22 protein-coding genes and 1 tRNA gene are annotated in these 21,505 nt (G+C 59.9%); 14 read left to right on the top strand and 9 right to left on the bottom strand.

The window, feature by feature from the left end:
- Positions 1-98: 98 nt before the first annotated feature.
- From ruvC to nadA, 14 genes are all read left to right on the top strand, one after another.
- Positions 99-623: a crossover junction endodeoxyribonuclease RuvC gene (gene ruvC / locus KW062_RS23060; protein ID WP_027619825.1), complete on the top strand. Its 525-nt coding sequence runs from the start codon at positions 99-101 to the stop codon at positions 621-623.
- 105 nt (positions 624-728) lie between these two features.
- The gene (ruvA, locus tag KW062_RS23055; protein ID WP_105753871.1) at positions 729-1,340 is read left to right on the top strand and encodes a Holliday junction branch migration protein RuvA; all 612 of its coding nucleotides are present in this window, start codon (positions 729-731) and stop codon (positions 1,338-1,340) included.
- Entirely contained in the window at positions 1,341-2,402 is a 1,062-nt protein-coding gene (gene ruvB, locus KW062_RS23050) for a Holliday junction branch migration DNA helicase RuvB (protein ID WP_027619827.1), read from the top strand.
- 137 nt (positions 2,403-2,539) lie between these two features.
- Positions 2,540-3,007: a tol-pal system-associated acyl-CoA thioesterase gene (gene ybgC / locus KW062_RS23045; protein WP_027619828.1), complete on the top strand. Its 468-nt coding sequence runs from the start codon at positions 2,540-2,542 to the stop codon at positions 3,005-3,007.
- The gene (gene tolQ, locus KW062_RS23040; protein ID WP_027619829.1) at positions 2,997-3,692 is read left to right on the top strand and encodes a protein TolQ; all 696 of its coding nucleotides are present in this window, start codon (positions 2,997-2,999) and stop codon (positions 3,690-3,692) included. Before ybgC ends, tolQ begins: the two co-directional genes overlap by 11 nt.
- 23 nt (positions 3,693-3,715) lie before the next feature.
- Entirely contained in the window at positions 3,716-4,168 is a 453-nt protein-coding gene (gene tolR / locus KW062_RS23035; RefSeq protein WP_162530237.1) for a protein TolR, read from the top strand.
- Positions 4,168-5,247, top strand: coding sequence for a cell envelope integrity protein TolA (gene tolA / locus KW062_RS23030; RefSeq protein ID WP_027619831.1), 1,080 nt, complete (start codon positions 4,168-4,170; stop codon positions 5,245-5,247). Before tolR ends, tolA begins: the two co-directional genes overlap by 1 nt.
- 17 nt (positions 5,248-5,264) lie before the next feature.
- A complete protein-coding gene (gene tolB / locus KW062_RS23025) occupies positions 5,265-6,545 on the top strand; it encodes a Tol-Pal system beta propeller repeat protein TolB (RefSeq protein WP_177433239.1) in 1,281 nt (426 codons plus the stop codon).
- A gap of 52 nt (positions 6,546-6,597) precedes the next feature.
- Positions 6,598-7,095: a peptidoglycan-associated lipoprotein Pal gene (pal, locus tag KW062_RS23020; protein WP_003178634.1), complete on the top strand. Its 498-nt coding sequence runs from the start codon at positions 6,598-6,600 to the stop codon at positions 7,093-7,095.
- Positions 7,096-7,101: 6 nt separating this feature from the next.
- Positions 7,102-7,923: a tol-pal system protein YbgF gene (gene ybgF, locus KW062_RS23015; RefSeq protein ID WP_027619833.1), complete on the top strand. Its 822-nt coding sequence runs from the start codon at positions 7,102-7,104 to the stop codon at positions 7,921-7,923.
- 167 nt (positions 7,924-8,090) lie between these two features.
- Positions 8,091-8,738 carry a 7-carboxy-7-deazaguanine synthase QueE gene (gene queE, locus KW062_RS23010; protein WP_027619834.1) on the top strand — a complete coding sequence of 216 codons (648 nt, stop codon included), beginning with the start codon at positions 8,091-8,093 and terminating at the stop codon, positions 8,736-8,738.
- Position 8,739: 1 nt separating this feature from the next.
- Positions 8,740-9,432, top strand: a complete 693-nt coding sequence (gene queC, locus KW062_RS23005) for a 7-cyano-7-deazaguanine synthase QueC (RefSeq protein ID WP_027619835.1) — start codon at positions 8,740-8,742, stop codon at positions 9,430-9,432.
- A gap of 63 nt (positions 9,433-9,495) precedes the next feature.
- A tRNA-Lys gene (locus KW062_RS23000) sits at positions 9,496-9,571 on the top strand.
- Between the two features lie 273 nt (positions 9,572-9,844).
- A complete protein-coding gene (gene nadA / locus KW062_RS22995) occupies positions 9,845-10,903 on the top strand; it encodes a quinolinate synthase NadA (protein ID WP_027619836.1) in 1,059 nt (352 codons plus the stop codon).
- Between the two features lie 46 nt (positions 10,904-10,949).
- Here nadA and KW062_RS22990 read toward each other — a convergent pair whose 3' ends face one another.
- The 9 genes from KW062_RS22990 to arcC form a co-directional block, all read right to left on the bottom strand.
- On the bottom strand, positions 10,950-11,438 hold the full coding sequence (locus KW062_RS22990) for an RDD family protein (protein ID WP_027619837.1): 489 nt from the start codon (positions 11,436-11,438) through the stop codon (positions 10,950-10,952).
- Between the two features lie 96 nt (positions 11,439-11,534).
- The gene (locus KW062_RS22985) at positions 11,535-11,747 is read right to left on the bottom strand and encodes a cold-shock protein (RefSeq protein ID WP_007977299.1); all 213 of its coding nucleotides are present in this window, start codon (positions 11,745-11,747) and stop codon (positions 11,535-11,537) included.
- Between the two features lie 389 nt (positions 11,748-12,136).
- Entirely contained in the window at positions 12,137-13,261 is a 1,125-nt protein-coding gene (gene gcvT, locus KW062_RS22980) for a glycine cleavage system aminomethyltransferase GcvT (protein ID WP_027619838.1), read from the bottom strand.
- Between the two features lie 38 nt (positions 13,262-13,299).
- The gene (locus KW062_RS22975; RefSeq protein ID WP_027619839.1) at positions 13,300-14,676 is read right to left on the bottom strand and encodes an L-serine ammonia-lyase; all 1,377 of its coding nucleotides are present in this window, start codon (positions 14,674-14,676) and stop codon (positions 13,300-13,302) included.
- Between the two features lie 149 nt (positions 14,677-14,825).
- Entirely contained in the window at positions 14,826-17,678 is a 2,853-nt protein-coding gene (gene gcvP, locus KW062_RS22970) for an aminomethyl-transferring glycine dehydrogenase (protein ID WP_105753869.1), read from the bottom strand.
- Positions 17,679-17,689: 11 nt separating this feature from the next.
- The gene (gcvH, locus tag KW062_RS22965) at positions 17,690-18,073 is read right to left on the bottom strand and encodes a glycine cleavage system protein GcvH (RefSeq protein WP_027619841.1); all 384 of its coding nucleotides are present in this window, start codon (positions 18,071-18,073) and stop codon (positions 17,690-17,692) included.
- 358 nt (positions 18,074-18,431) lie between these two features.
- Positions 18,432-19,940 carry a sigma-54-dependent transcriptional regulator gene (locus KW062_RS22960; RefSeq protein ID WP_027619842.1) on the bottom strand — a complete coding sequence of 503 codons (1,509 nt, stop codon included), beginning with the start codon at positions 19,938-19,940 and terminating at the stop codon, positions 18,432-18,434.
- A 193-nt stretch (positions 19,941-20,133) separates the two neighbouring features.
- Positions 20,134-20,496 carry a DUF5064 family protein gene (locus KW062_RS22955; protein WP_027619843.1) on the bottom strand — a complete coding sequence of 121 codons (363 nt, stop codon included), beginning with the start codon at positions 20,494-20,496 and terminating at the stop codon, positions 20,134-20,136.
- 59 nt (positions 20,497-20,555) lie between these two features.
- Positions 20,556-21,485, bottom strand: coding sequence for a carbamate kinase (arcC, locus tag KW062_RS22950; protein ID WP_027619844.1), 930 nt, complete (start codon positions 21,483-21,485; stop codon positions 20,556-20,558).
- Positions 21,486-21,505 lie beyond the last annotated feature (20 nt).

Genomic DNA, 21,505 nt, shown 5'->3' with positions numbered 1-21,505 from the left:
AGGCCTGCTTGATATGAGATCGCTTCGCGAGCAGGCTCGCTCCCACATTTGTATTGTGTTGTATTGAAAATCATCAGTTCACATTTCCTGCAGGCGCTATGACTTTAATCCTAGGTATCGACCCCGGTTCACGCATCACCGGTTATGGCGTCGTACGCGATACCGGCCGAGGGTGTGTGTACGTGGCGTCCGGGTGTATTCGCACCGGCAGCGGCGAATTACATGAACGGTTGCAAATTGTTTATCGCGGCGTCCGTGAGGTTATCCAGACTTACGGTCCGGTAACCATGGGCATCGAAAAGGTGTTTATGGCACGTAATGCCGACTCGGCGCTGAAGCTTGGCCAGGCGCGGGGCGCGGCGATTGTCGCGGGGGCCGAGGAGGGGCTGGAGATCGCGGAGTACACCGCGACCCAGGTCAAGCAGGCCGTGACCGGCACCGGCGCGGCGAATAAGGAGCAGGTGCAGATGATGGTCATGCACATGCTCAAGCTGGTGGCCAAGCCGCAAATCGACGCCTCGGACGCCTTGGCAATTGCCATTTGCCATGCCCACACTCGCTCCAGCCTGTTGCCCCATGGCCTGGGCGCGGCGCGCGCGCGCGGCGGTCGTCTTCGCTTGTGATCTGATAGCATCAGCCCACTTGTTTTATCCGTTGAGCGTTTCGCGCCTGTGCTGTCGGCGAACACGCTCACTTTGCTGCTAGAAAGCCAGTTAAGGATTTGAAACGTGATTGGACGTTTGCGCGGCACTCTGGCTGAGAAACAGCCACCGCACCTGATTCTCGATGTAAACGGCCTGGGCTATGAGCTGGAAGTGCCGATGACTACCCTGTATCGACTGCCATCGGTCGGTGAGCCGATCACCTTGCACACCCATTTGGTGGTGCGCGAGGACGCGCAGTTGCTCTATGGTTTCATTGGCAAGCGCGAGCGTGATTTTTTTCGCGAGCTGATCCGCCTCAATGGCGTCGGCCCCAAATTGGCGCTGGCATTGATGTCGAGTCTGGAGGTCGATGAGCTGGTGCGCTGCGTGCAGGCGCAGGACACTTCGGCGCTGACCAAGGTGCCGGGCGTGGGCAAGAAGACCGCCGAGCGTTTGCTGGTGGAACTCAAGGATCGCTTCAAGGCCTGGGAAACCGTGCCAAGCATGTTTGCCCTGGTGCCGAACCAGCCGGACGGCCCGGCCCAGCCGGTGGCCTCGGCGGAGAACGATGCGGTGAGTGCGCTGATTTCCCTGGGCTACAAGCCGCAGGAGGCCAGCAAGGCGATTTCCGCGATCAAGGAGAAAGGCTTGAGCAGTGAAGACCTGATTCGACGTGCCCTGAAGGGAATGATCTAAGTGATTGAAGCTGACCGTCTGATTGCCGCCACCGGTGGCCCGCGAGAGCGCGAAGAAGTCCAGGACCGGGCGATTCGTCCGGTCAGCCTGGCTGACTACATTGGTCAACCGACCGTGCGCGAGCAGATGGAACTGTTCATCCAGGCCGCGCGTGGACGCAACGAATCCCTGGATCACACCCTGATCTTCGGCCCGCCGGGCCTGGGCAAGACCACCCTCGCCAACATCATTGCCCAGGAAATGGGCGTGTCGATCAAGAGCACCTCGGGTCCGGTTCTGGAGCGCCCGGGTGACCTGGCGGCACTGCTGACTAATCTTGAACCCCATGATGTGCTATTCATTGACGAAATCCATCGCTTGTCGCCGATCGTCGAGGAAGTACTGTACCCGGCCATGGAAGATTTTCAGCTCGACATCATGATCGGCGAAGGTCCGGCAGCGCGCTCGATCAAGCTCGACCTGCCACCCTTTACCCTGGTCGGCGCGACCACTCGCGCCGGCATGCTGACCAACCCGTTGCGCGACCGTTTCGGGATTGTCCAGCGTCTGGAGTTCTATAGCACCGCCGACCTGTCGACCATCGTCAGCCGATCGGCCGGCATTCTCGGCTTGCCCATGGAGCCGGAAGGTTCGTTTGAAATCGCCCGCCGCGCACGCGGCACGCCACGCATCGCCAACCGCTTGTTGCGGCGGGTGCGAGACTTTGCCGAAGTTCGCGGCAAGGGCCATATCACCAAGCCCATCGCTGACCTGGCACTCAACCTGTTGGACGTCGACGAGCGTGGCTTCGATCACCAGGATCGGCGTTTACTGTTGACCATGATCGAGAAGTTCGATGGTGGCCCCGTCGGAGTCGACAGTCTCGCGGCGGCCATCAGTGAAGAGCGACACACCATTGAGGACGTGCTGGAACCCTACCTGATCCAGCAGGGCTATATCATGCGTACCCCGCGGGGGCGGGTGGTAACACGACACGCGTATCTGCATTTCGGCTTGAATATTCCATCGCGCATGGGCGAAATGCCTGTGGTAGACGAGTTTCTCGACGCAGTGGACGAATAATGGTGGATCTGCGCCGATCCAAACCGGTTTTTCGCGGTCTCAGATGGCTGGCGATGCCTTGTTTGCGAACAAAGGCGCAGAACAACGAAAAACAGTTGCCTGAGCGGATTGGCAATGTGAGGAGTAAGCACTAGAGTATGCGCGCGCAAAACGGGCTAGAGTCGTTCGCACATCGCTGTCGCGTTTATTACGAGGACACCGATGCGGGCGGCATCGTGTATTACGTTAATTACCTCAAGTTTATGGAACGGGCTCGAACCGAGCGGCTACGTGAGCTGGGCTTTGCCCAATCGCAGCTGGCAGGCGAGGACCTGTTGTTCGTCGTGCATTCCAGCGAAGCGCGCTACCACGCGCCGGCGCGACTGGACGACGAACTTGTGGTGAGTGCTGAAGTAATCGAATTGAACCGTGTCAGCCTGCGCTTCAAACAGCAGGTCAGGCGAGCCACGGATAATGCACTGCTCTGCGAAGGGCAGTTTTTGGTGGCCTGTGTGCGCACCCATAGTTTGAAACCCCGGGCCATTCCCGAAGCTCTACGTGCGGCCTTTGCCGACGTGAGCGGCGCGGGTACACACTCAAAGCAGGAGATAAAGCGTGGAAGCTAACGTCGTCGACCATTCCTCCATGTGGAGCCTGGTCAGCAATGCCAGTATCGTGGTGCAACTGGTAATGCTGACCCTGGTGGCCGCATCGGTGACCTCATGGATCATGATCTTTCAGCGCAGCAATCTGCTGCGTGCCGGTCGACGCGCCCTGGAGAGCTTCGAGGAGCGCTTCTGGTCGGGTATCGACCTGTCCAAGTTGTACCGCCAGGCGGGCAGCAACCCGGATCCGGATTCCGGCGTCGAGCAGATTTTCCGCGCCGGCTTCAAGGAATTCTCCCGTCTGCGCCAGCAACCGGGTGTGGATCCTGAGGCGGTCATGGAAGGTGTAGCGCGTGCGATGCGCGTCGCCATCTCCCGTGAGGAAGAAAAACTCGAGCAGAGCCTGCCATTCCTCGCCACCGTCGGTTCGGTCAGCCCGTACATCGGTCTGTTCGGTACCGTGTGGGGCATCATGAACTCCTTCCGCGGCCTGGCCACTGCCCAGCAAGCGACCCTGGCCACCGTGGCCCCGGGTATCGCCGAGGCACTGATCGCCACTGCTATTGGTCTGTTCGCTGCAATCCCGGCTGTTATCGCTTACAACCGTTTCTCTGCACGCAGCGAAACCCTGATCAGCCGCTACTACACCTTCGCCGATGAATTCCAGGCGATCCTGCACCGTAAAGTGCACACCAGCGAAGAATAAGCAGGTATTTCCCAATGGCTTTAATCGCTCGAGCTCGCAAAAAGCGCAAGCCGGTCGCCGAGATGAACGTAGTGCCCTACATCGACGTGATGCTGGTGCTGCTGGTCATCTTCATGGTGACCGCGCCGATGCTCAATCAGGGCGTGAAGGTTGATTTGCCCAAGGTTTCCAGCGAAGCCTTGCCGCAAGACAACAACACTCAGGTCCTGACCATTTCGATCAAGGCTGACAAGACCTATTACTGGAACCTTGGCAGCGAAGTCGATACCGAAAAGCAGCAGGATCGCGCCATGACCCTGCCGCAGATGACGGATGCGGTGACCAAGATCATTCGCGCCGGCAATGAAGGCGGCAAACACACCCAGGTATTCATTCGCGGTGACAAGACCGTCGACTACGGCGCCGTCATGGGTGCGATGGGTGGTTTGCAGAAGGCCGGAGTCGGTAATGTTGGCTTGATTACCGAGGCACCCTGATGCAGCAACAGCGAGAGCCAACAGCCTCGGAAAGCTACTTCTGGCCTAGCGTCTGGGCAATCGGCCTGCACGTGCTGGTGTTCGGCATGCTGTTCGTCAGCTTTGCCTTTACCCCGGAGTTGCCGCCGGCCAAGCCGATTGTCCAGGCGACCCTGTACCAGTTGAAATCGAAAAGTCAGGCGACCACCCAGACCAATCAGAAGATTGCGGGTGAAGCGAAGAAATCCGCTGCGCGCCAGACCGAAGTCGAACAGATGGAACAGAAGAAGGTCGAGCAGGAAGCGGTGAAGGCTGCGGAACAAAAGAAAGAAGAGGCGGCTCAAAAGGCCGAGGAAGCCAAGAAGGCCGACGAGTCGAAGAAGGCGGAAGAGGCGAAAAAGGCTGATGAAGCCAAAAAAGCCGATGAAGCGAAGAAGACCGCCGAAGCCAAGAAGGCAGAAGAGAAACAATTGGCTGATATAGCCAAGAAGAAAGCCGAAGAAGAAGCCAAGAAAAAGGCTGAAGAAGAGGCTAAGAAAGCGGCCGCTGAAGAGGCGAAGAAAAAGATAGTCGAAGACGCGAAGAAGAAAGCCGCGGAAGACGCCAAGAAGAAAGCTGAAGCGGACGAGGCGAAGAAGAAAGTCGCCGAGGATGCGAAGAAGAAAGCTGCTGCCGATGCTGCGAAGAAAAAATCGCAGGAAGCGGCACGTAAATCCGCCGAAGAGAAAAAGGCCCAGGCCCTGGCAGATTTGCTTTCCGACACGCCGCAGCGTCAGCAGGCCCTGGCCGATGAGCGTGGTGACGAAGTCGCGGGTAGTTTCGACGATCTGATTCGTGCGCGAGCAGCGGAAGGTTGGGCGCGTCCTCCTTCGGCACGCAAGAACATGACGGTCGTGCTGCAAATTGGCATGTTGCCCGATGGCACGGTGACTTCGGTGTCCGTGGCCAAGTCCAGCGGCGACGGTCCGTTCGATAGCTCGGCGGTGGCGGCGGTCAAGAACATTGGTCGTTTGACAGAGATGCAGGGAATGAAGCCGAGCGATTTCGCTCCGTATCGTTCGTTCAAGATGACATTCACACCTGAGGATTTAGCCTTGTGAGAAACCTTCTGCGAGGAATGCTCGTCGTTATTTGCTGTATGGCAGGGATAGCGGCGGCAGATGAAAAAAACATTCTGGTTACCAGCGGCAGTGATCGGGCGACGCCGATTGCGGTCGTTCCATTCGGCTGGCAGGGCGTAAGCGTCCTGCCGGATGACATGGCAGAAATTATTGGTAACGATTTGCGCAACTCGGGTTATTACTCGCCGATTCCGAAGCAGAACATGATCAGCCAGCCGACCCAGGCCAGCGAAGTCATCTACCGCGACTGGAAGGCGTTGGGCGCCCAGTACATCATGGTCGGCAGCATTGTTCCGGCGGGCGGTCGCCTGCAGGTGCAATACGCGCTGTTCAACGTCAACACCGAGCAGCAAGTGCTGACCGGCAGTGTTTCCGGCGGTGTCGACCAGTTGCGTGACATGGCGCACTACATCTCCGACCAGTCGTTCGAGAAGCTCACCGGGATCAAGGGTGCCTTCTCGACTCGCCTGCTATACGTGACGGCCGAGCGCTTCTCCGAGAAGAACACGCGCTACACCCTGCAGCGTTCGGACTATGACGGTGCCCGTGCGGTGACCCTGCTGCAATCGCGCGAGCCTATCCTGTCGCCGCGTTTCGCACCGGATGGCAAGCGCATCGCCTATGTCTCGTTCGAGCAGAAGCGTCCGCGTATTTTCATGCAGAACATCGACACCGGTCGCCGTGAGCAAATCACCAATTTTGAAGGCTTGAACGGTGCTCCAGCCTGGTCGCCGGACGGTCAGCGCCTGGCATTCGTGCTGTCCAAGGACGGTAACCCGGACATCTACGTGATGAACCTCGGTTCGCGCCAGATCACCCGTGTGACTGCTGGTCCTGGCATCAACACCGAGCCGTTCTGGGGTAAGGATGGTTCGACCATCTACTTCACCTCCGACCGTGGCGGCAAGCCGCAGATCTATAAGACCAGTGCGGGTGGCGGCGGTGCTGAGCGTGTGACTTTCGTCGGCAACTACAACGCCAACCCGAAGCTGTCGGCTGATGAAAAGACTCTGGTAATGATCCATCGCCAGGAAGGTTTCACCAATTTCAAAGTGGCGGCTCAGGATTTGCAGCGCGGTAGCGTAAAAATCCTCACTGATAGCACTCTGGACGAGTCGCCTACTGTTGCGCCCAACGGCACCATGGTAATCTACGCCACCCGCCAGCAGGGCCGGGGAGTCTTGATGCTCGTGTCCATCAACGGACGCGTAAGGCTCCCGCTTCCTACCGCTCAAGGCGAAGTCAGAGAACCTTCCTGGTCCCCTTACCTGAACTGACGCGGCGCTATACGTTGTACTTAACACATTGGGGTTCATTAGGAGTTTCACGATGGAAATGCTGAAGTTTGGTAAGTTTGCTGCGCTGGCTCTGGCCATGGCTGTAGCTGTAGGTTGCTCGTCCAAAGGCGGCGACAACGCCGGTGAAGGTGCTGTTGATCCAAACGCTGGTTACGGCGCAAACACTGGTGCAGTTGACGGTTCCCTGAGCGAAGAAGCTGCTCTGCGCGCAATCACCACCTTCTACTTCGAATACGACAGCTCGGACCTGAAGCCAGAAGCCATGCGCGCTCTGGACGTTCACGCCAAAGACCTGAAAGCAAACGGCGCTCGCGTTGTTCTGGAAGGCAACACCGACGAACGTGGTACTCGTGAGTACAACATGGCACTGGGCGAGCGTCGTGCGAAAGCCGTTCAACGCTACCTGGTACTGCAAGGTGTTTCCCCAGCTCAGCTGGAACTGGTTTCCTACGGCGAAGAGCGTCCAGTTGCTACCGGCAACGACGAGCAGTCCTGGGCTCAAAACCGTCGCGTCGAACTGCGTAAGTAATTCGTCATGCGAACGTGCCGTCGTGCTGTAACTGTCTTGGCTCTCAGTCTCGCGCCGCTTGCGGCGTGGGCTGCGGTTCCTGTGGTCGATAACGAATCCGGTTATAACAATAGCGGGAGCAGTTATCCGCCTGCGGGTTACGGTACGAACGGCGCCTATGCCGGGGGAGGGGTTTCGGCCCCTGTCTCGGCACAGGGCGAGCTGTTCAACCAACTGCAACAGATGCAGGAACAGATCGCGCGCCAACAAGGCGTGATCGAGGTTCTGCAAAATGATGTTGCGCGCATGAAGCAGGAAAGCCTGGAGCGATACCAGGATCTTGATCGGCGCATAGGAACCGGCGGTGCACCCGCTGCGGCTCCTGAAAATTCTCCAGCCGGTGGCAATGCTGCCGCCGGTGCAGCAGCAGGTGCGGCAGCCGCCGCTCCCGCTGCGAGCAGCGAACCGGGTGATCCGGCGAAGGAAAAGCTGTATTACGATGCAGCCTTCGACCTGATCAAGGCCAAGGATTTCGACAAGGCCAGCCTGGCGTTCGCCGCCTTCCTGCGCAAATACCCTAACAGCCAGTATGCGGGCAACGCCCAGTACTGGTTGGGCGAAGTGAACCTGGCCAAGGGCGACCTGCAAGGTGCCGGCCAGGCATTCGCCAAGGTTTCGCAGCTCTATCCCAAGCACAACAAGGTGCCGGATTCGCTGTACAAGCTCGCTGATGTAGAGCGTCGCCTGGGTCATACCGACAAGGTAAAGGGCATTCTGCAACAGGTGGTCAGCCAGTATCCTGGCACCTCCGCCGCACAGCTGGCACAACGCGATCTGCAGCGCATGTAAGGCTGTTTGACCCGTGTATCAAGAAACCCGCGCTTATCGCGGGTTTTTTCGTTAGAATTCACGCCCTTTTTCGAAACACCGCTTTTTGGGATCTGCGCGTTGGCGGGGTTCCATCAAGTGCCTGACGGAGGCGGACAGCCTGTTTAGCTGTTACGCCCGTGGCGACTATGCAAGACACATTGAGAATTACCGAAGTTTTTTACTCGTTGCAGGGTGAAACGCGGACTGCCGGGCTGCCCACTGTTTTTGTGCGTCTGACCGGTTGCCCATTGCGTTGCCAGTACTGCGACAGCGCCTACGCCTTCACCGGCGGCACCGTTCGATCGCTCGACGACATCCTCGAGCAGGTTGCCGGTTTTCGTCCGCGTTATGTCTGTGTCACCGGTGGCGAGCCCCTGGCCCAGCCCAACGCCATTCCGTTGCTCGAGCGCCTGTGCGACGCCGGTTACGAGGTGTCCCTGGAAACCAGTGGCTCCATCGATATATCGGCAGTCGATACTCGGGTCAGTCGCGTCGTCGACCTCAAGACCCCGGGCTCGAAAGAAGCCCATCGTAATCGCTACGAAAACATTGAACTGCTCACTGCCAATGATCAGGTCAAATTCGTGATCTGTTCGCGCGAGGACTATGACTGGGCAGTCTCCAAGCTGATCCAGTACGGTCTGGCTGAGCGAGCGGGCGAAGTGCTGTTCTCGCCGAGCCACCATGACCTGAATGCGCGCGACCTGGCTGACTGGGTCGTGGCAGACAACCTGCCGGTGCGCCTGCAATTGCAGTTGCACAAATATCTTTGGAATGACGAGCCGGGGCGCTGAAATGACTGAACAACTGAATGCAGTAGAAAAACGAGCGGTGATCCTGCTGTCCGGTGGCCTGGATTCGGCGACGGTCGTCGCCATGGCCAAGGCCGAAGGCTACCGTTGCTACACCATGAGCTTCGATTACGGCCAGCGCCATCGTTCCGAGTTGCAGGCTGCCGAGCGCGTTGCCCGCGACCTGGGCGTGGTCGAGCACAAGGTCATCGGCCTGAACCTGAACGGTATTGGCGGTTCGGCGTTGACCGACAGCTCCATCGATGTGCCTGAAGAGCTGGGCGAAGGCATTCCGGTCACCTACGTGCCGGCCCGCAATACGGTGTTCCTGTCGTTGGCCCTCGGCTGGGCAGAAGTATTGGGAGCGCGGGACATCTTCATCGGCGTTAACGCCGTGGACTACTCCGGTTACCCGGATTGCCGTCCCGAGTTCGTCGAAGCCTTTGAGCGCATGGCCAACCTGGCGACCAAGGCTGGGGTCGAGGGCAATGGCTTCCGTATCCAGGCGCCGCTGCAAAACCTCAGTAAGGCGCAGATTGTCCAGGCTGGCGTGAAACTGGGCGTCGACTATGCACTGACTGTTTCCTGCTATCAGGCGGACGATAACGGTGCTGCCTGTGGCAAATGCGACAGCTGCCGCCTGCGTGCTGAAGGCTTCAAAGCGGCGGGATTCAGCGACCCTACCAATTATTTTTGATTTATTTGCACATAGGTGTTGAATAGTCCTTAAAAATCAGTATTATACGCACCACAACGCAGCGGGTCGTTAGCTCAGTTGGTAGAGCAGTTGGCTTTTAACCAATTGGTCGTAGGTTCGAATCCCACACGACCCACCATATTTGGCGGTTTAGAAAATCCGGAAGGCCCACGAAAGTGAGGATTTCCGGGTTTTTTTTTGCCCGCGATTCAGGCCTTATGCAATCAAGGGCTGCTGCACCGCGTGATCGGCGCAGAATGGTCTTTTGCAACTCTGGGATATTCTGTAGCCTTGCGCAGCTTCAACGGCGTCCGTGCCTGATGAATACTCACTTTCCCGGCGGTACCCTGATGGGTCCGGAGCCGGGTGTATACTCGACTTTCGCGCATATGCGCCCGCAGGTCTTGCGAACATGACGCAAATTTCCGAACGCCTTCTGGTTCAAGCCCACCTCGATGCCAAGCAGCCCAAGCCGCTGACGCCCGCCGAGGAGGCTCACTACCGCGCCGCCATCGCCGCCGAGCTCAAGGCTCAGGACGCGGTGCTGGTTGCACACTTCTATTGCGATCCGATCATCCAGGCCCTGGCCGAGGAAACCGGTGGCTGTGTTTCCGACTCCCTGGAAATGGCCCGCTTCGGCAATGCGCATCCGGCCAAGACCGTGGTCGTCGCCGGCGTGAAGTTCATGGGCGAGACGGCGAAGATCCTCAACCCGGAAAAGCGCGTGCTGATGCCGACGCTGGAAGCGACCTGCTCGCTGGACCTGGGTTGCCCGGTCGACGAGTTTTCGGCGTTCTGTGACCAGCACCCGGAGCGCACGGTGGTGGTCTATGCCAACACCTCGGCAGCGGTTAAGGCGCGGGCGGATTGGGTAGTGACCTCCAGTTGTGCGCTGGAGATCGTCGAAAGCCTGATGGATAACGGCGAGACGATCATCTGGGGGCCGGACAAGCACCTGGGCACCTACATCCAGCGCAAGACCGGTGCCGACATGCTGCTGTGGGACGGTGCGTGCATCGTCCACGAGGAGTTCAAGGCCAAACAGCTGGAAGACATGAAGGCCTTGTACCCGGATGCCGCGATCCTGGTCCACCCGGAGTCGCCGACGGCAGTCATCGAGCTGGCGGATGCCGTGGGCTCCACCAGTCAATTGATCGCTGCGGCGCAAAGCCTGCCCCACAAGACCCTGATCGTTGCCACCGATCGCGGCATCTTCTACAAGATGCAGCAGTTGTGCCCGGACAAGGTCTTCATCGAGGCGCCAACGGCCGGTAACGGCGCGGCGTGCCGCAGTTGCGCGCATTGCCCGTGGATGGCGATGAATACCCTCGAGCGCACGCTGCAGTGCCTGCGTGAGGGCTCTGGAGAAATCTTCGTCGAGCCATCGCTGATCCCCCAGGCGATTCGCCCCCTCAAGCGCATGCTCGACTTCACCGCCGCAGCGCGGATGAAGCTTGCGGGTAACGCCTGAGCAAAAAAAAGCCCCGATCATTCGGGGCTTTTTCGTATCTGGCCGATCACTTTTTCTTCTTCGGAATCCGCACCAACTGGCTATTGGAGTACATGTCGTGCCAGCTGCGGTGCTGCTTGTCGAACAGGCTCCAGAAAAAGCCGAGGCCGACGCACAGCAGCGAGGCAATCGAGACCACGAAGCGCAACAGTGCCTGCCACAGGCTGATGGCCGAGCCATCGGCGTTCTGCACGCGGATGCACCAGACTTGCATGCCCAGGGTCTGCCCGGAATAGGTCCAGAATTTGGCGAAGAAGGCGAACAGTACGAACAGCAGCACGGTAGACAGCAGGGGATCGCCATCCAGGGCGCCAGCATCGGTCAGGGCGCGCATCCGCTCTTCACCGATGATTGCCATCTGTACCATCTTGTAGATGCCCCCCGTGACGATCATCAAGGCGGTGCACAGCAGAAAGTCATAGAACATCGCTGCCAGACGACGACCCAGGCCAGCGACAGGAAATTCGCCCTGGGGAGTAAGCAGGTGTTTCGACATGGCAGGCTCTCGGCGGAAAAAGGAAGCCATTTTACGGATTTACGCGCACAAAAAAGCCCCTGATGTCAGCATCAGGGGCTTTTTCGTTACAGAAGATTAAGCTTCTGCTTGAACTTCGTCAGCCTGCATGCCTTTTTGGCCCTGCACAGCGATGAAGGTCACTTTCTGGCCTTCTTTCAGGCTCTTGAAGCCGTTGCCCTGGATGGCACGGAAATGCACGAACAGATCCGGGCCGCTTTCTGGAGTGATAAAACCAAAACCTTTTTCGTCGTTAAACCACTTGACGGTGCCGCTCTGACGTTGGGACATTTCTTATTTCCTTTGACGCAAAAAATTAATGACAGCCTCTTTCTCATGAAAGAGTACTGGGGCTGGTTGCAGGAAGGAAGAAAGACGTAGAACGGGTGTAGCAAACTTGTTGGCTACTGCCCAGGTCACGATTCCAAGCGACCCATGCAAACACAGTGAACAAACTCTACGCCAACTACCACAGGAAAAACAAGCCCCCGTGAAAGCCTTGTATTGCTAGGCTTGGGGCTGTTTGCGTGGCTTATTCGATAGAGTTGTTCAATTGTTTTCGAATGTTATAAGCCGAGTTCATAAACGAAGCTTATAACCAAACAATGCACTGTTTTATGGCGACTGCGTTACAGTTTAGTGCACTGTTACGCAGTCGCGTTACTTATCGGAACAGCTACTCAGCCGCGATAGTAGCGTTGCGGAACAAATGGCATTTTGCTTACACGCAGTGGCACTTTTTTGCCACGGACAATGGCCCAGACCTGAGTGTCGAGTGCGGTGTAGGCGCTGTCGAGATATCCCATCGCCAGCGGGGCGCCCAAGGTTGGACCGAAACCACCGCTGCAGACGCTGCCGATGATCTCGCCCGCTTCATTGACGATTTCTGCGCCTTCACGCACCGGCGTCCGCTCCTGAGGCAACAGGCCGACCCGTTTGCGTAGTACACCGTTTTGCTGCTGGGCAAAAATCTGTTCGGCACCGGGGAAGCCGCCGGCACGCGCACCATCGGCACGCCGTGGCTTGGAAATGGCCCACAGCAGGCTGGCTTCGATCGGCGTGGTCTGGGTGTTCATGTCATGGCCGTAGAGGCACAGACCCGCCTCCAGACGCAACGAGTCGCGGGCACCAAGGCCGATGGCGGCGACCTCGGGTTCAGCCAGCAGGGTGCGTGCCAGGGCTTCGGCGTGGAGAGACGGTACGGAGATTTCGAAGCCATCTTCACCGGTGTAGCCCGAGCGGCTCACAAAACACTCCACGCCCTGCAGATTCACCCGAATGAATTGCATGAAGGTCATCTTTGCCACCTCCGGCACCAGGCGCGCCAGCGCTGTAACCGCAGCCGGGCCTTGCAGTGCGAGCAGGGCGCGCTCCTCGAACAGCGGCTCGATCTGGCATTGATCGCCGATATGCGCGCGCAAGTGCGCCAGGTCCTGGTCCTTGCACGCGGCGTTGACCACCAGGAACAGCTCGTCGTTTCCGAGGTTGGCCACCATCAGGTCGTCGAGGATACCGCCTTGTTCATTGGTAAACATGGCATAGCGCTGCATGCCTACCGGCAAGTCGATGATGTCCACTGGCACCAGGGTTTCCAGTGCGCTGGCGGCATTGGCGCCGGTCAGGCGGATCTGGCCCATGTGCGAAACATCGAACAGCCCGGCCTGATCACGGCTGTGCTGGTGCTCTTTCATCACGCCCAGCGGGTATTGCACCGGCATGTCGTAGCCAGCGAACGGCACCATGCGTGCGCCCAGTTCGATGTGCAATTTGTGCAGCGGGGTTTTCAGCAAGTGCTCGGTGGACATATTCAGCTCCTGGAAAAACGGGTGGGGATGCGCTCGCATCAGCACTCGATAATGTTGACGGCCAAACCGCCTCGGGCGGTTTCCTTGTATTTGCTTTTCATGTCGGCGCCGGTCTGGCGCATGGTGCGGATCACCTTGTCGAGGGAGACGAAGTGCTGACCGTCGCCGCGCAAGGCCATGCGCACCGCGTTGATGGCCTTGACCGAACCCATGGCGTTGCGCTCGATGCAGGGGACTTGCACCAGGCCGCCAATCGGGTCGCAGGTCAGTCCGAGGTTGTGTTCCATGCCGATTTCGGCGGCGTTCTCGACCTGCTGGACGCTGCCACCGAGGACTTCGCACAGCGCCCCGGCCGCCATTGAGCAGGCCACGCCCACTTCGCCTTGGCAGCCCACTTCGGCACCCGAGATCGAGGCGTTTTCCTTGTACAGGATGCCGATCGCCGCGGCAGTGAGCAGAAAACGCACCACGCCATCCTCGTTCGCGCCGGGGATGAAGCGCATGTAGTAGTGCAGAACGGCGGGAATGATCCCGGCGGCGCCGTTGGTAGGTGCGGTCACCACACGGCCGCCGTTGGCGTTTTCTTCGTTGACTGCCAGGGCGTACAGGTTGACCCAATCCAGTACCGACAGTGGGTCGCGGAGGGACGATTCCGGGTTCTTGCACAGTTGCCGGTGCAAGGCCGCGGCTCGCCGCTTGACCTTGAGTCCGCCAGGCAGAATTCCCTCATTGCGACAGCCAGCGTCGACGCAGTCCTGCATCACCTGCCAGATATTCAGCAGGCCGGCACGGGTTTGCGCCTCTGGGCGCCAGGCGCTTTCGTTGGTCAGCATCACCTGGCTGATAGGCATCCCGTAAGTGCTGCAATGCCCAAGCAGGTCCTTGGCGCTTTTGAACGCAAAGGTCAGCGGTGTGGCGTCCTCGACGATGCGATCGGCACCGGCGGCATCTTCGTCGACGACAAAACCGCCACCCACCGAGTAGTACTCGCGACTGCGAATCTGCAGGCTGGCGGCGTCGAAGGCACGAAAGATCATGCCATTGGGGTGATAGTCCAACGGCTTGCGGATCATCGCCAGGTGGAGTTTTTCGTTGAAATCGATGGGGTGTTCGCCGAGCAGGTTGATCCGGCCGCTGCTGCGAATTTCCAGCAGGCGGGCGGCGATGGTCTCGGTATCCACGGTGTCCGGGTGTTCGCCTTCCAGGCCCAGCAGCACGGCCTTGTCACTGCCGTGGCCTTTGCCGGTGGCGCCGAGCGAACCGTACAGCTCAACCTTGACGCTGGTGGTGGCCTTGAGCAGGTCGTCGCGGCGCAGGCCCTCGACGAAGCGCGCAGCCGCCCGCATCGGGCCGACAGTGTGGGAACTGGAAGGGCCGATGCCAATCTTGAACAGGTCGAACACGCTTAACGACATGGTTGTTCTCCGGTTTCTTGTTATGGGGATTGGCAAGCCGAGGCTGACACAGTCCCCTGTAGGAGCGAGCCGCCCGGAGCCGGCTCGCTCCTACAGGGGACTGTGGTGTTGTTGAAATCGGGGGCGGATCAGTCCGCCCCCTCATTCGCTTAAGCGTAGCTTTCGATCGACGGGCAGGCGCAGATCAGGTTGCGGTCGCCGAACACGTTGTCGACGCGACCGACCGGCGGCCAGTACTTGCTTTCGATCAACGACGCCACCGGGTACACCGCCTGTTCGCGGCTGTAAGGGTGCGACCACTCGCCAACGATTTCCGCCGCAGTGTGCGGGGCGTTTTTCAGTGGATTGTCGTCCTTGTCCAGGGTGCCATTCTCGACTGCACGGATTTCCTCGCGGATGCGGATCATCGCGTCGCAGAAGCGGTCCAGCTCTTCCTTGGATTCGCTTTCGGTCGGCTCGATCATCAGGGTCCCGGCGACCGGGAACGACATGGTCGGGGCGTGGAAGCCGAAGTCGATCAGGCGCTTTGCCACGTCATCGACGCTGATGCCGCTGCTGTCCTTCAGCGGGCGCAGGTCGAGGATGCACTCGTGGGCCACCAGACCGTTGCTGCCGGTGTACAGCACCGGGTAGTGCTCTTCCAGGCGACGAGAGATGTAGTTGGCGTTGAGGATCGCCAACTGCGAAGCGCGCTTGAGGCCGGCGCCGCCCATCATGCGGATGTACATCCAGGTGATGGGCAGGATGCTGGCGCTGCCGAACGGTGCCGCGCACACCGCGCCTTCCTTGCGCTCCATGGCCGCGTGACCGGGCAGGAACGGGATCAGGTGCGACTTCACGCCGATCGGCCCGACACCCGGGCCGCCACCGCCGTGAGGGATGCAGAACGTCTTGTGCAAGTTCAGGTGCGATACGTCGCCGCCGAACTTGCCCGGTGCGCAGAGGCCGACCATGGCGTTCATGTTGGCGCCGTCGATGTACACCTGGCCGCCGTTGTCGTGGATGATCCCGCAGATTTCGCGGATGCCTTCCTCGAACACGCCGTGGGTCGACGGGTAGGTGATCATCAGGGCCGCGAGATGTTCGCGGTGCTCGATGGCCTTGGCGCGCAGGTCTTCGATGTCGACGTTGCCACGGGCATCGCACGCCGTCACCACCACGCGCATGCCGGCCATGTGGGCGGTGGCCGGGTTGGTGCCGTGGGCGGATGACGGGATCAGGCAGATGTCGCGGCGGTCATCGCCACGGCTCTGGTGGTAGGCGCGAATGGCCAGCAGGCCAGCGTACTCGCCCTGGGAACCGGCGTTCGGTTGCAGCGACACGGCGTCGTAACCGGTGGCGGCGCAGAGCATTGCTTCCAGCTCATCAGTCAATTGCTGATAGCCGGCACTCTGCTCGGCCGGAGCGAACGGGTGCAGGGCGCCGAATTCGGCCCAGGTCACCGGGATCATTTCGCTGGCGGCGTTAAGTTTCATGGTGCACGAACCCAGCGGGATCATGGTGCGATCCAGGGCCAGATCCTTGTCGGCAAGCTTGCGCAGGTAGCGCATCAGCTCGGTTTCCGAGTGATAGCGGTTGAACACCGGGTGGCTAAGGATGGCCGACTGGCGAACCAGGGCCGCTGGCAGGGTGCCTTGTACGGCAGCGGCAAGCGCGGCGAACTCCGGCAGCGCTTGACCGCCGGCGAATACGCTCCACAAGGTCTCGATGTCCGCCTGGGCAGTGGTTTCGTCGAGGGACAGGCCCAGACGCTCGGCATCGATCACCCGCAGGTTGATACGCTGGGCGCGTGCCTGATCATGCAGGGTGGCGGTGTTGGCACCGGTGGCCAGGGTCAGGGTGTCGAAGAAGTGCGCTTGTTCGACCTTCACTCCCAGTGCATCCAGGCCCTTGGCGAGGATTGCGGTCAGGTGATGGATGCGCAGGGCGATCTGGGTCAGGCCTTTGGGGCCGTGATACACCGCATACATGCTGGCGATGTTGGCCAACAGGACTTGGGCGGTGCAGATGTTGCTGGTCGCCTTCTCGCGACGGATGTGTTGCTCGCGGGTCTGCATGGCCAGGCGCAGCGCCGGTTTGCCGAAACGATCGACGGAGACACCGACCAGGCGCCCCGGCATATCGCGTTTGAACGCATCTTTGGTGGCGAAGTACGCCGCGTGCGGACCGCCAAAGCCCAGCGGCACGCCGAAACGCTGCGCGCTGCCGATGGCCACGTCTGCGCCGAACTCGCCTGGCGGGGTGAGGACCGTCAGGGCCAGCAGGTCGGCGGCCACGGCCACCAGGGCGTTGGCGGCGTGGAAGCGTTCGGTCAGCTCGCGGTAGTCGAACAGGTCGCCGTTGGCGGCTGGGTATTGCAGCAGGGCACCGAAGAACGGGCTGAGATCGCTCAGCTCACGCTCATCGGCGACTACCACCTCGATGCCCAGTGGTTCGGCCCGGGTGCGCAGCACGTCGAGGGTCTGCGGGTGGCAATGCACGGAGGCAAAGAAGGCGTGGCTGCCCTTGTTCTTGCTCAGGCGTTTGCAGAAGGTCATGGCTTCGGCAGCAGCGGTGGCTTCGTCGAGCAACGAGGCGTTGGCGATCGGCAGGCCGGACAGGTCGCTGATCAGGGTCTGGAAATTCAGCAGCGCTTCCAGGCGGCCCTGGGAAATTTCTGGCTGGTACGGGGTGTAGGCGGTGTACCAGGCCGGGTTTTCCAGGAGGTTGCGCAGGATCGGCGATGGTGTGTGGCAGTTGTAGTAGCCCTGGCCGATGTAGGTCTTGAACAGCTGGTTCTTGCCGGCGATGGCCTTGATCGCGGCCAGGGCCTGGGCTTCGCTCAGACCGTCTTCAAGACCCAGTACGCTGGTGCCCTTGATGCTGTCGGGGATGACGCTGGCGCTCAGGGCTTCCAGGGAGTCGAAACCGAGGCTGTTGAGCATGGCTTGCTCGTCGCCGGCACGCGGGCCGATGTGACGGGCGATGAATTCGTTGGCGGTGCTCAGGTTGACTTCAGTCATGTCGGTGCTCCTCAAGCTTGCGCGTTGGCTTTGATCAGACGGTCATAGGCGTCCTGATCCAGCAACTTGGCGACGGCTGATGCATCGGCAGGCTGAAAGCGGAAAAACCAGCCTTCGCCCAGCGGGTCTTCGTTGACCAGTTCCGGGCTGTCCTCCAGCGCCGGGTTGGTTGCCAGCACTTCGCCGTCCAGGGGCATGTACACGCCGCTGGCGGCCTTGACCGATTCCACGGTGGCGGCTTCCGCGCCCTTGTCGTAAGCCTGCAATTCAGGCAGTTGCACGAACACCACGTCGCCCAGGGCGTTCTGCGCGAAGGCGGTGATGCCGACAGTGACACTGCCGTCGGCTTCGGTGCGCAGCCATTCGTGATCTTCAGTAAAACGCAACTCGCTCATGGAAACTCCTCAGGGGCCAGACTCGTCTGGTGGACGCGGTGGAAAGCGTGGGCGTAATGCCCTTGATTAATGAGGGGTTACAAAGCAAAAACGTTGCCAATCTTGAAAAATCGTTACAAAACAAGTGGTTGCGAGTTATTTCGGTTGCGGCGAGATAAGCAGGTGTAGCGAAATCGCTACAGTCCGGTGCGGACAAAAAAGCCTATGGGGATCAAAGCCTTGCGTGGAGGCGCTGGAAGGAGGGTGTAGCGATATCGTTCCGCTGTAGCGCTTTCAGTACAGGTGGAGGTCGTTTTTGGCGATGATTTTGTGACTATCGCAGACCCTGTAGGAGCCGGCCGGGCTGCTCCTACAGGGATCAAGGCTTATTTGGAATACCGTACTTGCGCAAACGATGGGCGATCGCCGTGTGCGAGGTTTGCAGGCGGCTGGCCAGTTGGCGGGTCGAGGGGTAGCTGACGTAGAGTTTTTCCAGCAGCGAGCGTTCGAAGTCTTCCATCGCCTGTTCCAGGCTGTCGACTTCGCTGTCGCTTTGGCGGGCGACCGAGGTACCGGCGATGTCCAGGTCGCCGATGTCCACCAGGCTGCTCTCGCAGATGGCGGCGGCGCGGAAGATCACGTTCTGCAGTTGCCGCACGTTGCCCGGCCAGCGATTGCCCAGCAGGGCCGGGTAGGTGCCGGGGGCCAGGCGGCAGACCGGACGCTGGATTTGTGCGCAGGCCTGCTGCATGAAGTAACGCGCCAGCAGCAGGATGTCCTGGCCACGGTCGCGCAGTGGCGGCACTTCGACGTTGAGCACGTTCAGGCGATAGAACAGGTCTTCGCGGAAGGTCCCTTCGCTGACCATTTTTTCCAGATCACGGTGGGTCGCGCTGAGGATCCGCACATTGACCTTGACTTCGCGATCGCCGCCCACCCGGCGAAAGCTGCCGTCATTGAGAAAGCGCAGGAGCTTGGCCTGCAGGTAGGGCGACATCTCGCCGATCTCATCGAGAAACACCGTACCCTGGTTGGCCAGTTCCATCAGCCCCGGTTTACCGCCGCGCTGGGCGCCGGTGAAGGCGCCGGGGGCATAGCCGAACAGTTCGCTTTCGGCGAGGTTTTCCGGCAATGCCGCGCAGTTCAACGCCAGAAAGGGCGCACTGTGGCGGCTACTGTTGGCATGGCAAGCGCGCGCCACCAGTTCCTTGCCAGTGCCGGTTTCGCCCTGGATCAGCAAGGGTGCATCCAGCGCTGCGACTCGTTGGGCCCGGGCCTTGAGGGTACGAATGACGGGGGATTCGCCGAGCAACGCATCGAAGCCTTCGGCGTGATCGTGGTGCAGGGCCGACAGTTGCTCGCCGATCCGGTTGGCTTGATAGAGGGTCAGCAGGGCGCCGGCATCGGTGATCGGCGTCGCGTCCAGCAGCAGGGTCTGGCCGTTGACGGTGATCTCGCGCAGCGGCAGACGAAAGCCATGTTCGAGCAGGGTGCCTAGCAGGGCCGGATCGGCAAACAATGCGCCGACGTTTTCCCCGGCTGGCTCGCGACCGTAAAGGGCGATCAGGGCCGGGTTGGCCAACAGAATTGTACCCGCGCTGTCCAGAGCCAGCACCGGGTCGGTCATCGCCGCCAACAGGGCGTCGAGTTGCAGGTGCCGGCGTTGCCCGGGAAGGATGTCGACCACGGTCACCGCTTGCACGCCCTGCACATTGAACAGCGCATCGCGCAGTTCTTCGAGCACCTGTGGACTCAAGGTCGGGGCGTCGATGTAGACGTTCGGTGGAACCATTTCCACCGCATCCAGATTGAGATTGCGCCCACCGAGCAAGGCCAGGACCTCCTGGGTGATGCCGACGCGGTCGATGAAGCTGACGTGGATACGCATGGGGCGGTTTCAGGGTCTACGGTGCGGAGGGTGGCAAGTATGCCTTGGTGCGGGGGTAAGGTGAAATCGGTTGGTGGTGTTGAGGGTTCCAATGTGGGAACGAGCCTGCTCGCGAAAGCGGTGTGTCAGACAACATCGAAGTTGAATGTGGGATCGCTTTCGCGAGCAGGCTCGCTCCTACAGTGGGATCTGGTTACTCGAAACTTTTCAGGTCGACCGGTTCACCGGACTTCATGTTCAGTTGCACGCGCACGTCCTCGAACATCAGGTCGTAGTGCTTATGAACGGAGCCGATGCTACTCATTGACTTGGGAATGCCATATTTCTCGGCAATCTTTGTCACGTTGCTGGCGAAGTTATACGCCTCTTCCTTGGGTAGGAAGAAGGGTTCATCAACAGGTTTGCCCTGAATCGAGCCATGCATTCTGAACAGCATGCCTTTGCCTTTACTCGGATCCTGTTCAACCTTGTATTCAAGCTTGATGTCGTAGCTGACATCCTTATCGTTCAGTGCATGTCGTTCGATGTGCAGGTGACCAGGTTCGAACTGGGCCATAGGCGTCTCCTTCTCAAGGCATGATGTCGGGGCAGGCGCCTGGCCTGCCCCTTTTTACATTATAGGTAGGTGATGCCAGGCTTGGCGGTGCTGATGCGGGTACCGGCCTTGCCCTGGACGATCGCTTCGATATCCGAGAGTGAACCGATCACCGCGACTTTGCCAGTGTTGCGCGCGAAGTCGCAGGCAGCCTGGACTTTCGGGCCCATGGAACCGGCGGCAAAGCCGAGTTTTTCCATTTCGTCGGGGTGAGCCTGGCCGATAGCTTTCTGGGTCGGCTTGCCATAATCGATGTAGGCCGCGTTGACGTCGGTGGCGATGACCAGCAGATCCCCCTCCAGTTGCTCCGCCAGCAACGCCGAGCACAGGTCCTTGTCAATCACCGCTTCAATGCCTTTGAGCTTGCCGTTTTCGTCATACATGGTCGGGATGCCGCCACCGCCGGCGCAGATCACGATGCTGCCCTTGTCCAGCAGCCATTTGATCGGACGGATCTCAAAGATGCGCTTGGGTTTCGGGCTGGCGACCACGCGGCGGAACTTGTCGCCATCGGGGGCAATTGCCCAGCCTTTTTCCGCGGCCAGGGCTTCGGCTTCGGCCTTGGAGTAGACCGGGCCGATCGGTTTGGTCGGGTTCTGGAATGCCGGGTCTTTGGCGTCCACTTCAACCTGGGTCAGGAGGGTGGCGAAAGGCACTTCGAAGTCCAGCAGGTTGCCCAATTCCTGTTCGATGATGTAGCCGATCATGCCTTCGGTTTCTGCGCCGAGCACGTCCAGCGGGTAAGCGGCGACTGAGGTGTAGGCGGCCGCCTGTAATGACAGCAGGCCGACTTGCGGGCCGTTGCCGTGGGCGATAACCAGTTGGTTGCCCGGATGAATCTTGGCGATTTGTTCGGTGGCGATGCGGATGTTGGCGCGTTGATTGTCCGCGGTCATGGGCTCGCCACGACGAAGAAGGGCGTTACCGCCCAGAGCTACGACGATACGCATGGTGCTGGTCCTTCTGAAAG

It is taken from the genome of Pseudomonas fluorescens, assembly GCF_019212185.1.
Classification (GTDB): Bacteria; Pseudomonadota; Gammaproteobacteria; order Pseudomonadales; family Pseudomonadaceae; genus Aquipseudomonas.
This window is presented reverse-complemented; position numbering and strand designations above follow the sequence as displayed.

Coding starts and splice junctions, on each gene's coding strand:
- ruvC (WP_027619825.1), top strand. CDS start 99: ATGACTTTAATCCTAGGTATCGACCCCGGTTCACGCATCACCGGTTAT.
- ybgC (WP_027619828.1), top strand. CDS start 2,540: ATGCGCGCGCAAAACGGGCTAGAGTCGTTCGCACATCGCTGTCGCGTT.
- tolA (WP_027619831.1), top strand. CDS start 4,168: ATGCAGCAACAGCGAGAGCCAACAGCCTCGGAAAGCTACTTCTGGCCT.
- tolB (WP_177433239.1), top strand. CDS start 5,265: ATGCTCGTCGTTATTTGCTGTATGGCAGGGATAGCGGCGGCAGATGAA.
- pal (WP_003178634.1), top strand. CDS start 6,598: ATGGAAATGCTGAAGTTTGGTAAGTTTGCTGCGCTGGCTCTGGCCATG.
- ybgF (WP_027619833.1), top strand. CDS start 7,102: ATGCGAACGTGCCGTCGTGCTGTAACTGTCTTGGCTCTCAGTCTCGCG.
- queE (WP_027619834.1), top strand. CDS start 8,091: ATGCAAGACACATTGAGAATTACCGAAGTTTTTTACTCGTTGCAGGGT.
- queC (WP_027619835.1), top strand. CDS start 8,740: ATGACTGAACAACTGAATGCAGTAGAAAAACGAGCGGTGATCCTGCTG.
- nadA (WP_027619836.1), top strand. CDS start 9,845: ATGACGCAAATTTCCGAACGCCTTCTGGTTCAAGCCCACCTCGATGCC.
- KW062_RS22990 (WP_027619837.1), bottom strand. CDS start 11,438: ATGTCGAAACACCTGCTTACTCCCCAGGGCGAATTTCCTGTCGCTGGC.
- KW062_RS22985 (WP_007977299.1), bottom strand. CDS start 11,747: ATGTCCCAACGTCAGAGCGGCACCGTCAAGTGGTTTAACGACGAAAAA.
- gcvT (WP_027619838.1), bottom strand. CDS start 13,261: ATGTCCACCGAGCACTTGCTGAAAACCCCGCTGCACAAATTGCACATC.
- KW062_RS22975 (WP_027619839.1), bottom strand. CDS start 14,676: ATGTCGTTAAGCGTGTTCGACCTGTTCAAGATTGGCATCGGCCCTTCC.
- gcvP (WP_105753869.1), bottom strand. CDS start 17,678: ATGACTGAAGTCAACCTGAGCACCGCCAACGAATTCATCGCCCGTCAC.
- gcvH (WP_027619841.1), bottom strand. CDS start 18,073: ATGAGCGAGTTGCGTTTTACTGAAGATCACGAATGGCTGCGCACCGAA.
- KW062_RS22960 (WP_027619842.1), bottom strand. CDS start 19,940: ATGCGTATCCACGTCAGCTTCATCGACCGCGTCGGCATCACCCAGGAG.
- KW062_RS22955 (WP_027619843.1), bottom strand. CDS start 20,496: ATGGCCCAGTTCGAACCTGGTCACCTGCACATCGAACGACATGCACTG.
- arcC (WP_027619844.1), bottom strand. CDS start 21,485: ATGCGTATCGTCGTAGCTCTGGGCGGTAACGCCCTTCTTCGTCGTGGC.